10 protein-coding genes are annotated in these 11,158 nt (G+C 71.6%); 4 read left to right on the top strand and 6 right to left on the bottom strand.

Annotation, left to right across the window (positions count from 1 at the left end; genetic code table 11):
- Window positions 1–150: 150 nt before the first annotated feature.
- Window positions 151–306 carry a VenA family class IV lanthipeptide gene (locus D1J60_RS37080; protein ID WP_164720792.1) on the bottom strand — a complete coding sequence of 52 codons (156 nt, stop codon included), beginning with the start codon at window positions 304–306 and terminating at the stop codon, window positions 151–153.
- Window positions 307–350: 44 nt separating this feature from the next.
- Window positions 351–3,011: a class IV lanthionine synthetase LanL gene (gene lanL, locus D1J60_RS00310; protein ID WP_125819628.1), complete on the bottom strand. Its 2,661-nt coding sequence runs from the start codon at window positions 3,009–3,011 to the stop codon at window positions 351–353.
- Window positions 3,012–3,602: 591 nt separating this feature from the next.
- Between lanL and D1J60_RS37075 the strand changes: the two genes are divergently transcribed.
- Window positions 3,603–3,851, top strand: a complete 249-nt coding sequence (locus D1J60_RS37075) for a hypothetical protein (protein WP_164720791.1) — start codon at window positions 3,603–3,605, stop codon at window positions 3,849–3,851.
- Between the two features lie 11 nt (window positions 3,852–3,862).
- Here the strand turns inward: D1J60_RS37075 and D1J60_RS38570 are convergent, their stop codons facing one another.
- Window positions 3,863–4,237: a transposase gene (locus D1J60_RS38570; protein WP_164720790.1), complete on the bottom strand. Its 375-nt coding sequence runs from the start codon at window positions 4,235–4,237 to the stop codon at window positions 3,863–3,865.
- A gap of 189 nt (window positions 4,238–4,426) precedes the next feature.
- Here D1J60_RS38570 and D1J60_RS37065 point away from each other — a divergent pair, with 189 nt between their 5' ends.
- From D1J60_RS37065 to D1J60_RS00280, 3 genes are all read left to right on the top strand, one after another.
- Window positions 4,427–4,900: a hypothetical protein gene (locus D1J60_RS37065; protein WP_164720789.1), complete on the top strand. Its 474-nt coding sequence runs from the start codon at window positions 4,427–4,429 to the stop codon at window positions 4,898–4,900.
- A 174-nt stretch (window positions 4,901–5,074) separates the two neighbouring features.
- Entirely contained in the window at window positions 5,075–5,602 is a 528-nt protein-coding gene (locus D1J60_RS00285) for a YcxB family protein (RefSeq protein ID WP_125819627.1), read from the top strand.
- A 48-nt stretch (window positions 5,603–5,650) separates the two neighbouring features.
- Window positions 5,651–6,076, top strand: coding sequence for a hypothetical protein (locus D1J60_RS00280; protein ID WP_125819626.1), 426 nt, complete (start codon window positions 5,651–5,653; stop codon window positions 6,074–6,076).
- 461 nt (window positions 6,077–6,537) lie between these two features.
- Here D1J60_RS00280 and D1J60_RS00275 read toward each other — a convergent pair whose 3' ends face one another.
- The 3 genes from D1J60_RS00275 to D1J60_RS00265 all read right to left on the bottom strand — a co-directional run bounded on the left by D1J60_RS00275 (window position 6,538) and on the right by D1J60_RS00265 (window position 10,471).
- On the bottom strand, window positions 6,538–6,729 hold the full coding sequence (locus D1J60_RS00275) for a hypothetical protein (RefSeq protein WP_125819625.1): 192 nt from the start codon (window positions 6,727–6,729) through the stop codon (window positions 6,538–6,540).
- An 874-nt stretch (window positions 6,730–7,603) separates the two neighbouring features.
- The gene (locus D1J60_RS00270) at window positions 7,604–9,868 is read right to left on the bottom strand and encodes an NB-ARC domain-containing protein (protein WP_125819624.1); all 2,265 of its coding nucleotides are present in this window, start codon (window positions 9,866–9,868) and stop codon (window positions 7,604–7,606) included.
- Between the two features lie 189 nt (window positions 9,869–10,057).
- Window positions 10,058–10,471, bottom strand: a complete 414-nt coding sequence (locus D1J60_RS00265; RefSeq protein ID WP_125819623.1) for a hypothetical protein — start codon at window positions 10,469–10,471, stop codon at window positions 10,058–10,060.
- Between the last annotated feature and the right edge of the window lie 687 nt (window positions 10,472–11,158).

Here is an 11,158-nt window from a genome sequence, read left to right as displayed (position 1 = left end):
CCCGCCTGGAGCGGATGGGTGCTCCGGCCGACGGCGCCGCTGTGGGCGACCGCCGGCCGGAGGCCGTCAGGACCTCGGCGTCTCAGTCCCGCGCGGGCGGGTGCTACGGGGTTGTGCCCGAGGGGGCCGACGTCGGGGCCTCGTGTCGGGTCAGGCGCAGCTGATGCCCACACACACGGTGTTGAGGAGGGTCAGGAGGCCGACGCAGGCGCAGGTGTCGGCGAAGGGGGCGCCGTCGGCGCCGACCGGGTCGGTCTCGGGAAGGGCGTGCAGGTGGGCCAGCAGTTCGAGGTCGCGGGTCTCCATGGCTTTCTCCTTCTCTGTGAGGGTGCGGCAGGTTCCCCTGCCGCTCAGCCCGGCTGCTGGATGGTCCAGTGCCGGGAGTCGTTGTGGCGGGTCCTCAGGAGGAACGCGAGGATGCCCGCACTGCCGTCGCTCCAGCCCGTCGAGACGTCGCCGTACTCGGTGGGGAAGACGACGTGGCCGTCACGGTGGGCCCCTTCGGCGACGACGAGACGAGCCAGGTACTCGGCCGCCGCGTGGTGGGCGGGGTCTTCGGTGGCCGCGGCCAGGTCGAGGAGGAAGTCCCCGTTGCCCGCCAGGCCGTGACACTGGGCGAGGGGCGCGCGGGGGGCGCGTTCCACGACGGCGCGTGCGGCGGCGCGGGCGAGTTCGCCGAAGCGGTCGTCCCCGGTGGTCTGCCAGAGCCGGAGCAGGAAGGTGCCGATGCCCGCCGAGCCGTGGCACCAGTACGGGGCCGTGGGCACGTCACCAGCCTGCGTCGGCCACTGGGCCGCCCCGCCGACCCGCACGGCGGCGGCCACCAGTTCCTCGCCGGCCTCCAGGGCCAGGTCGAGGTAGTCGCCGCGGCCGGTGACGGCCGCGGCTTCGAGGAGGAAGTATCCGATGCCGGACGTTCCGTGGGCGAAGCCGAGATAGCGCTTGCCGGCTTCCGCGCCGACGCCGGATTCCGCCGGGATGGGCCAGCTCACGCCGTACGGGGCGGGGCGCGCGGCGGCGGCGAGCCGGTCGGCCGCGTCGGTGACGAGTCCGGCGAAGCGGGGGTCGCCGGTGCGGTGCCACAGGTGGACGGCCGCCAGTCCGCTGCCGGCTTGGCCGTGGGTGATGTCGTGGCTGGGCGTCGGTTCCTGCGGGGCCAGGGCGAGGGCCGTCGCGTGGTCCGCGAGGGCTTGGTCGTCGACGGTGCGTGCGGCCGCGTACAGTGCCCAGGCGGTCCCCCGGCCGCCGAAATGCAGACCGGGGCGGGCGGAGCGGGTGTCGGTCCGCTCCGCGATCCAGCGGCCGGCGGTGGAGATCACCTCCGGCAGGCGCGGGTCGCCGGTGAGGTGGAAGTACCGGGTCAGGACGGCGAGGACGCCGGCCGCGCCCTGCTGGACCGTACAGGGGTCCGTTTCTCCGGCCTTGGTGGACACGGGCCACAGCCGCCGCGCGTCCTTCGGCGTCATCGAATCGACGAGGTGGTTGACGATGCCCTCCACCGCGGCCCACGTCGCGTCGGGCGGCGGCGGGGCCGCGGGGCTCCGGGTGCCCGTCCGCCGCGTTCCGTGCAGGGCCGCGCGGGCGGTGGCCGGGTCCCAGCGTTCGGCCGGGGCCTCCTTCATCAGGGCGAGGATCGTCCCGGGCAGGCCGTCCGGCAGGGGGAACGCGGCCCCGGCGGCGGCCAGCCACGCGGCGAGCCGCTGGTCCGCGGACCGGTCGGCAGGCTCCTCGGACAGCAGCTGGGGCACCTTTCCCATCAGGACGAAGCACAGGGTGGCGCCGAGGCTGTAGTAGTCGGCGGTCGGGGCGACGGCGGCGCCCGCCAGGCGTTCGGGCGCGCTGAACCCGGGAGTGCCCACCGTCGTGGGGAGGGCGGTGTCGCCCTGCAGGACGGCGAGTTCGAGATCGATGAGGCGCAGTTCGCCGTCGGGGCGCACCATGATGTTGCCGGGGGTGAAGTCCCGCAGGACGCAGCCGTGCGCGTGCGCCGCGGCGACGAGGTCGACCAGGCGGCCTGCCTGGGTGAGGGCGTCGGCGCGGTAGCGTTCGGCGCCGGCGTCGCGGAAGTGCTCGGCGACCCAGTTGCGCAGGGGCAGGCCCGGTATCTCCTCTTGGGCGAGGAAAAGGTGGCCGGCGTGATCGAACACCGCGAGGGGCTCGGGGGCCAGGCCGGTGCCGCGGAGCTCCTCCAGGACGCGGGCCTCGGCGCGCAGCCAGTCGCGGACGTCGCGGCCCGACGCGTCGGTCTCCACGTGCGGGCGGGCCTCCTTGATGACCACCGGCGCGCCCGTGGTGACGTCAGTGCCCCGGTAGACGCCTCCCTTGTTGGTGTGCCGGATCGCCTCCCGGACCGAGAAGCGCCCGCCGAGCAGGACAGGGGCCTTCGGAGCCTCCCGCGCTCTCGGCGGGGCCGGCACCGATGCGGGGAAGGGGCTGACCGCCCAGGGCGGGGGCGCGTACTGGCCGGTGCGTACGTCCTCGACGGGGTTGCCGTCGGGGTCCTCGATGTACCAGACGAGCAGGCCGTCGTCGGAGAGCCTGCGCCGGCCGACGAAGGCACCGTAGCGGTAGTGGACCAGGCTGTTCACGGCGTAGGGCTGGTCCGAGAGGATCCGGGGGCCGGCCAGCCCCTGCGTCGCCGCGTGCAGTTCCCCCGCGATCCGGGCCGCGTCGGCGTCGGAGCGCGGGTAGACGGTGATGAACTTCCCGGAGCTCCCCCGGGGCGTGCCACGGGAGTTGAGCGCACTCACCTGGTCGAGGGACCGGGCGAACTTGAAGGCCGAGGCGTCCCGCAGCAGCACGCCGAGCGCCCGGACGAGGACGTCGGGTGCGGAGGCGGTGGTCGCCGAGACGTGGAGCTTCCAGCCCTGCTCGCGCGGTGTTGCGGCCGGGAGCGTGAGGCGGCACCACATCTCGTCCGTGTCGGTGGCCCAGCGGGCGCGCTCTCCCGTGGAGTCCAGGGCCTGTCGGAGGAGTTCTTCGAGGTCGACTTCAGTAGCGTGGCTCGTCATGCCCGTCCCTCTCAACGGCGAGGACCGCGGGTCGGAATATGCCTTCGGTAAGAAAAAACGTACAACCAGACGCCGGCCCGGGTCACTTGCCCGGACCGAGCGCACGGTGTCGTTCCGAGGCCTGATGGTGTCAACCGGCGCAGGAAGGAAGTGCGTGGATAGCGTGCGCGGTGGTGTCATACCGCCGGTCGTTCGGCACTGTTCCCTGAAGGGGCTCCGGGGGAATGGAGGCCATTCCGGTCCGTGGCGCTTTACGGCTCGGAACGAAGGGGGCGTGGTGCGCGAGGGTCGCCATCAGCGCCCCTCTCACGCCTGGAAACATTCCCCGTCCACCGGCGCCCGGTAAAGAGTTCGATTCCGCCGGGGTGCCGCCCTGTCCTGGAATGTGATCGGGATTCTCGTCATGATTTTCGATCAGGCGTCCGTACTCGGCATCGCCGAGTACGTAGAAGCGTCAAGGAATGCGGTCGGGCCATCTCTCCCACGTCACCGACGACTGCGGATTCCCGCCCCGGGTGATCCGCAGCACCCGCCTCGTCGACCTGGTGAACACCATGGACCCGCAATCCACGCTGATCTATCTCGCCGACCATGTCGACGAAGGGCGCCTGGCGACTCGGTGACCGAGTGGCCGGGCTAGCGAAGACGCAGCCCGCCCGGGAGTTCTTCTTCGATGATCTCGACCAGCCGGTCAAAGACGGTCGGGCCACGTCCGGCACGGGCCTCTGCAAGCCCGACGCCCATGATGGCCTGGTGCGTCGGATGACATCGCCACAGCATCAGCACGAGTTGACGCGCAGTCTCGGGGTTCCGGACCGGTGGCTTGCCCTGCCGTTTTGAACCCGTGCTGTTCAGCCGCCGCCTGGCACAGGTTCGCCGGAACATGTGCGCTTTCGAGAAGGACTCGTTAAAGGCGATGGCGACGCTGTTCTTCTCCTCGCGTTCGGTTCGCAGCCGGCGAGGGTGTGGATGGCGGCCGCGTAGATGCTGGGGTCGGCGTCGAAGTCGAAGGTCCGCAACGACGTGTCAGGGCGGTCGGCCGCCCGTGGATCCTGGCCCTGTCCTTGGGCCTGGGCCACCCACAACCGGACGGCCGTCTCGGTGAGATCGAAGTCCTTTACGACCTCGGGCACCGACCTGTCCCCACGCCGGCACAACTCCACGATCTCCGCCTTGAACTCCGGCGTGAACTGCCGCCGGGGCCTCCGCGGCTTCCTGTTCGCCATGCTCTCCATCATGGACATCCGTTCCCGGGCACACGCCCAGATCTCCGGATGCCCGCCAAACCGGAACAACCTCACTGGGCCGCGGCAGAGACATATGAGTGAGTGACGGTGTCGGTCCGGCTGTCTCCGAGGTTGCTTCTCTATGTTCGGGTTCAGACTCGAAAGGTCGACTCGGATGAGGGAGCGCGCGTGAAGTGGATCTCTGGTATCGCGGCGGCGATGGCGAGCGCGGCGGTACTGACCATGGCCGGGGCGGGTGGAGCGCAGGCCGACGGACTGCTGGGGGATCTGTTGTCTCCGCTGGTGTGCGGTCTTCAGAACAACGTCAACGGTGACAGCAATCAGGTTTCTCAGACCGGCACGTGTCACCAGGCGTCTGCAGCGAACGCTGGAGGGGGCGTGACGGGTGCAGAGCAGGTTCGCGGTACCGGGGGAGAAATTGCCCCGGGCCAGTACGGACGAGTCACTGCGTTCTGTCCGGCGGGGAAGGTAGCCACCGGCGGGGGATACGACAGCTTCCCCGGCGGTTTCCGTCCTGAGAATGAGCAGTTCCTTCAGGCGACGACGGAGCCGCCGAACAACTGGAGCGTCTACGGTGTCAACGAAGGCGCGCAGCCTGTCACCGTGACAGCGATCGCCATCTGCGTCGACGCTGCTGAGTGAGTTCAATTTTCTGAACCCAGGCTTCCTGCCCGGCTGGGGTCCGTTATCGGTGGGTGAGGTGGTGTCAGCCGAGGTCCGTGCGTACCCCATCGCCAGAAACCGAGTCAGGCTGGCCGCTGGGGTGGTAGTAGCCGCCGGCTTTCCACTCCATGCGCGGCGGTGGGATCCGCGCTCGTGGACGACATACGGCAGGCAACGATCATCTTCAGCGGGACCCTGACGCGGGAGGAGTTCGACGAGGCGGTCGCGGCCACCGGGACGTTCCGGCGCCTGCGGTGGCTCATCGTGGTGGCTGCCGTGCTGATGGCGGCCTTGAGCCTGGGGCCCTTTTCCGGTAGCGGCCCGGTCAACGGCGGCCTGCTGGCCCTCGCCGTGGTCTACGGGGTGCTCGGCCTGTTCCTGCCCCCGCTGCTCGCCGGCCGCGCGTTCCGTGCCGACCAGGCCAAGGGCGAGAAGCAGGCCACCATCGACGCCGCCGGCTTCGTCATCGTCCGCGGCGGTGACGAACTCATGCGCGTGCCGTGGCGCAGCATGTACCGCTCCTACGAGACGGAGCGGGTGTACGTCGTGACTGGCCGCCTCGGCTGGATGTCCGGCCTGCTGATCGTGCCCAAGCGGCTGCTCACCGGGGCGGGCGAGGCGGAGCTGATGGGCGTGCTGCTGGAGACCCGGGTCGGCCGTCCCAAGGGCCGCCGGGCATAGGGCATCTTCCGCACGAAGGCGGTCGGGCATGATGCCCGGGCGAGCATCATGGTGAAGTTCTTCGTGGCGGCGGATGATATGTCAGCGGGCATGGCCCTCGCGACTGGGCCGGGATGGGCATTCGAGTCGCTGTCTTTCGGTAACTTCGGCCCCGAGGCAGCTGTGGTCGAGTGGGAGTGCCTCCTGGCCGGCGGCAGCTTTGAGGAGCTCGTCGAAGCCGGTGAGCCTCGCCTCGTCGCCGGCCAAGACAATGACGGGTGCGTCGTCTTCGCCATCTCGCCTCGTCTGACCACTGCACTCGCGGACGCAGGGCACACCAGGTTGCGCGACGTCGCTGCCTCGTGGGTTCAGCTGCGTGCGGAGGACGGCGAGGTCATCGACACCGAAATCGCCGACAGGATCGTGGGCGATCTGGCTGCCCTTGTCACTACCGCCCAACGTCAGAACCAGAACGTGTACTGCTGGGTCGCATAAGAACGCCGCGTCGGCGCCGACCTCACCGAACAGGCCCGCCAGACCCACCAGGCCCTCCTCGAGCACGGCCACCACAGCCATTGCCACCGGACAACTCCTGCCACTGCTCGTCGTCCTGACCACCCCGGCTCATCTGGTGGTCGGCAAGGGGTGACCGGCGGGGCTCAGATCATTTGAGCCCCGCCGGCCCTTGCTCGGTACGGGCTCGTCGGGTGTGTCCAGCACCCCGCGAGCCCCCTTCTGCTGCTCGGTGCCCCCGACGACCGAGAGCGGGGATACCGTCCGCGACCGGGACACTGACCCGGGTACCCGCGTATGCGGGCACGGTGCCAAGCTACGCCGAACCGTCCGAGCCCGTGAACTGGAACCGGCACGCGCCACGCCAGCCGTCGTGGGCACGGCGGGGTCGGGCTGGGGAAGGGATGCGTTCGGTCCTGAAGGCGGCGCGCGGCGGGGCTGTCCTACTCGGCCGGCAGACGGAGCATCGGTTCGAAGGCCGCGCCCTTCTCGCCTTCGACCGAAGGGAGGAAGCCGTCCGGGACGGTGCGGGCGGCCGTGGTGAGGAGGCGGGCCAGGACCTCGGGCTCGGTGGCCGGGGGGAGGCGGAGGAGGCCGGGGCACCACCCGCCGCCCGGGGCGAAGTCTGTAACCATTGCCAGAAGCGTCCCTGCCGGTCTGGGGCGGTTCTGACGAGGTCGCGGTGACCCCACATCGGCGGCCGCCGCATGTCCGGCATCACAAGGGGAGAGCAGCATGACGGAGTCGGAACCGGTCCTTCGGGCCATGGGGGCGGCTACCTGGTCAGCGCAGGACGGCACGGCGTACGAGGTGCCTTTGGAGGGGATCAACCACGTGGTGGGGGCGTATTCCTCCCTCGTTGCTGCGGCAGAGCAGGCGGGCGACGCCGACCGCGTACGCGAACTGACGGAGGCACAGGCTACGTGGGCCGCCCGGCGCCAGGGCCTTAGCCCCGCGCGTCGCGCCCAGGTGGACGCGGTCACCGTGAAGTCCAGCCAGGTGCTGAAGCGGCTGCGGGGTGCGCGGTAATGGAGGTAGGTGGAGGTAGACCGCACCCGCCAGGTTCTGCCCGAGGAGGAGAACGAGCGGATCGTCCGCGCGCGCGTCGTGCCGCAGACGCTCGTCGGTACGACGCAACGGCAGCCGATCGCGCTCATCGCGTCCAGCCAGACCGGCGTGGGCAAGACAGCGATCACCGCCCTGGCGACCGGTGCCCTGGCGGGGCGCGGCGAAGCCGGGCGTTCTTCAGCGGGGACAGGCGGCCCACGTCCTCGTCCTCGGGGCATGGTCCCTGACGAGGAAGAGCGGGGTGGAAGGTCGGCTCGCCCGGGCCGGGAGGGCGGTCTTCCACGCCTCCCTCCCCACCACGGCGTGGATCCTCATCTCGCCATAGAACCCCACAGGGCACACCGGCTTTCAACCGCCCTGCCGCGCCCAGGAGTTCACCGACCTCTCGGCAGGGCACGCACGCCCGGACCCCGCACCGGGCAGGGCGGTGTCATTCGGCCTTCACGCCCGCGTCCTGAGCCGCGCGACCGCCGCGTCGTAACGTGCCCGGAGCCCCGGGTCCGCCGATACCCTCAGCAGCACGCCGAGTGCCCGTACCGCACCGTCCTCGTAGCCGGACGCCTCCGCCTCCCGGGCCGCGAGCTCGAGTTGCCCGATGCCCCCGTCCTCGTCCCCCAGCCCCAGCAGCGCCTCCCCCCTCACCATGAGCAGCAGGATCCGGGGCACGTCGGTCGTGCCCGGTCGGTCGTCGAAGGCCAGGGCCTCGGTCGCCGTGTCGAGGGCTTGCCGCCACTTCCCGGCGTCGGCCCAGTGCCGGGCGAGGTGCTGCATGGCCAGTCTCTCGACGGTCCGGTCGCCGGCCTCGCGCGCCAGCTCCACCGCCCGCTCACACCCCTCCGCGGCCTCGTCCAGGCCGCCGAGCGCCGCCCGCGCCACGCCCAGGACGACCAGGGCGTTCGCCTCGGCCACCGCGTCACGGGCGCGGGCGGCGAGCGCGGAAGCGGCCGTCAGATGAGTCAGCGCCTCCGGGATGCGACCTTCCTCGGTCAGCACCCAGCCGAGCACGTTCAGCACCCGTGACTCGCCGTGCCGGTCGCCGTCGGCCCGTGCCGCCTCCAGCGCGGTCTCCAGCAGCGGGACCCAGCCGTCCCGTACACGCCACACCATCAGCGGCCACAGCGTCATGACGATCCGCCACGTCCTGCCGTGCAGCCCTGCGGCCTGCGACGCGGCCACCGCCAGCGTGAGGTCGTCCCGCTCGGCCGCGTACCAGGCCACGGCGGCGGACCGGTCGGCGAACTCCCGTACGGCCGCGGGCGGCAGGTGGTCCGCCGACAGCGGGAAGCACTCCTCGTTGCCCGGTTCGGCAGCCGCAACGGCCGCGAGGCCCGTGGCGATGTAGTGGTCGAGCACGCGCCCCAGCGCATCGGGACCCGCGTCCAGACTCCGGGCGTAGAGCCGCACGAGATCGTGCATCGCCCATCGGCCCGGCGCCGTCTCCGTGACCAGGTGCGCCACGACCAGCCGCTCCAGGCAGGCCTCGGCGGCCGCCGGGTCCGTGTCCGCCAGGGCCGCAGCCGCATACCGGTCGACGTGTGTACCGGGGTGGCGGCCGAGATGGGCGAACAGGCGGGAGACCCGCGACGGGAGCTGATGCAGCGTCAGGCGCAGCGCCGCCTGTACGCCGGTGTCCTCCACATCCAGCAGAACCAGCCGGCGGGTCTCGTCGGACAGGTCGGCGGCCATCGCGTCCAGCGACCAGCCGGGCCGCTGGGCCAGTCGGGCGGCTGCCACGCGCAGCGCGAGGGGCAGGCCGCCGCACAGCTCGGCCAGCCGCCGCGCGGCCACCGGCTCCGCGAGCACCCGTTCCGTGCCGAGCACCCCGGCGAGGAGCATCGTGCCGTCCTCCGGCCCGAGTACGTCCACGGCAACGGGCCGCGCGCTGTCGGTGACGATCAGTCCCGGCAGCCGGTGCCTGCTGGTGACGACGGTGACGCAGCGGCGACCGCCCGGCAGGAGCGGCCTGACCTGCTCGGAGTCACGCGCGTTGTCGAGTACCACGAGGAGACGGCGATCGGCGGCGAGCGAACGGAACAGTGCGGCCGCGCCGTTCACCGACTCCGGGATCCCGCCGTGCGGCACACCGAGCGCCGGCAGGAACTCGCGCAGCACCTCCATCAGGGCGGGCTCACCCGTGTCGCCGAAGCCGCGCAGATCGGCGTAGAGCCGCCCGTCGGGAAACCCGGCACGGCCGTGGTGGGCCCAGTGCAGCACGAGCGCCGTCTTCCCGACCCCGGCGGGCCCGACGACCAGACAGACGGGAGCCTCGCCCGCGGCGGCCCGGGACAGGGCGCTGAGCTCCGCCGCCCGCCCGTGAAACCCGCGCGGCGCTCGCGGCAGCAGATCGGGCCCACCGGCATCCGCCACAGCGGCGGACGCCGTCCCCCCAACGGCGCCAACCGCGTCAACGGCGCCCACCGCGCCAGCCGCGCCGGCCGCGCCCGCCGTCCGGGCCGGACGGGGACGGCCCAGGCTCGCCGCGCGCTCCAGCTCCAGAGCACCGGCAGCGTCCAGTCCCAGGGCGGCGGCCAACGCCTGCACGGTCCGGCGCTGGGGCCCCCGGGTGTGGCCGCCTTCCATGTACGACAGGGCCCGCACGCTCACCCCCGCGTCATGCGCCAGCTCCTCCTGGCTCAGCCCGGCCCCCGTCCGCAACCCGTACAGAAGCGCGCCGAAGCCGCCGGTGGCCGGTGTACCGGTGTCCATGCCTGGATGTCCCCTGGTCAGTGCGGCCGGCCGGAACGCCGTACCACCCGCAAAAGTATGCCCGACCCCACTTTTGCGGGTAAAACGCGAGGACGGCCCCCGCGAGCGCTACCGCTCGCGAGGGCCGTCGAATGAGCTGGAGGGGGCCCGACCGGGGCCTTGGGGGAGGCGCGCGGCCGGGCTCGGGGATCAGCCGTTGAGGGGGAGGTCGTAGCGGGTCCACGAAGACCAGTTGCCGTCGTGGTCACGGTTGCGGCCCCAGTACTCCGCCTTCTCGTCGTAGTAGAACACCCTGAAGCTCCAGGGGTCGCTGGTGTCGTAGTCGTAGGCGTACGCCTTGCTCGACGCCCTGCCGCCCATGGAGATCCACTTCGACCAGTCCCCGTCGGAGTCGGTCCAGCGGGTCCACACCGCACGGTCGGTGCCGACGATGAAGTCCTGCTTCGTGCCGTCGGGGAGCGGGTGGGTGGTCGGCTCGTACTCGCAGATGTAGGCGCGGCCCCCGCGCGAGCAGCCGCCCGCCTCGGCGGGGGTGGCCACCACCGCGACACTCGCGACGGCAACGGCCGCGATCACGGCGGCGTTGAACTTTCGAACCAACATGACGTTCTCCTTCGTGCGACCGGCCTCCAGTTCAGAGGCGCGGTGCTGACGACGGGCTCTCCGGCCCGCCGCCGTCGTTCGTTCCCGGACCACCGTGGGCCCGGCCAGGGCGCCGTGGGTCTGCGGTGGGGTCATCCGCCATCCCAGGTCAGCGCCCCTGCGGCAGGCACAGTCGATCACGGCGGACGGGGACGCTCCATGCAGTTCCACCTGCAAGAACACGCCCGGCATTCTTTTGCCGGACCGTGTTCGACGGCGCGCGGCGTCGGCCATGCAGGCGGCGGGGCTTCCGTTTCGGTGCACAGGGCGCGGGCATCTCTCGCCCCTGTCAGGACCCGGCGTGGTGGAGGCGCGAATGCATCAACGCGACAAGGGCGTGGCCGGAACATCCGCGAATCCCCCGAGCGTAAGCCTGGAGACACTTCCGGGGGCCGCCCGTCGGTCCTCGCTCTGCATGAGCGCCCCGTGGGCAAGGAAGCCGGAAACGGAATCGGGACCACGCTGGGGGCCTCCTGCTGGAAGTCGACAGCCGTATGCGGGCTCGCCGCTTCACCACGTGAGGAGGACGGCCCCAGCCCCGGGCGGGCGCCCGCAACCGCCCCCGCCCCCGCAAAACTGCGCGGCAGACGATGTTGCGGGTGGAAGTTCCTGTTCCGACGTTTCTGGACCGGGTTGGCTTGCGACCCG

The organism is Streptomyces sp. W1SF4, from assembly GCF_003950035.1.
Taxonomy (GTDB): Bacteria; Actinomycetota; Actinomycetes; order Streptomycetales; family Streptomycetaceae; genus Streptomyces; species Streptomyces racemochromogenes.
This window is presented reverse-complemented; position numbering and strand designations above follow the sequence as displayed.

Excerpts from the sequence above, each read along its gene's own strand:
- D1J60_RS37080 (WP_164720792.1), bottom strand. The coding sequence starts at position 306 with ATGGAGACCCGCGACCTCGAACTGCTGGCCCACCTGCACGCCCTTCCC.
- lanL (WP_125819628.1), bottom strand. The coding sequence starts at position 3,011 with ATGACGAGCCACGCTACTGAAGTCGACCTCGAAGAACTCCTCCGACAG.
- D1J60_RS37075 (WP_164720791.1), top strand. The coding sequence starts at position 3,603 with ATGTCGACGAAGGGCGCCTGGCGACTCGGTGACCGAGTGGCCGGGCTA.
- D1J60_RS38570 (WP_164720790.1), bottom strand. The coding sequence starts at position 4,237 with ATGGCGAACAGGAAGCCGCGGAGGCCCCGGCGGCAGTTCACGCCGGAG.
- D1J60_RS00280 (WP_125819626.1), top strand. The coding sequence starts at position 5,651 with ATGGTGAAGTTCTTCGTGGCGGCGGATGATATGTCAGCGGGCATGGCC.
- D1J60_RS00275 (WP_125819625.1), bottom strand. The coding sequence starts at position 6,729 with ATGGTTACAGACTTCGCCCCGGGCGGCGGGTGGTGCCCCGGCCTCCTC.
- D1J60_RS00270 (WP_125819624.1), bottom strand. The coding sequence starts at position 9,868 with ATGGACACCGGTACACCGGCCACCGGCGGCTTCGGCGCGCTTCTGTAC.
- D1J60_RS00265 (WP_125819623.1), bottom strand. The coding sequence starts at position 10,471 with ATGTTGGTTCGAAAGTTCAACGCCGCCGTGATCGCGGCCGTTGCCGTC.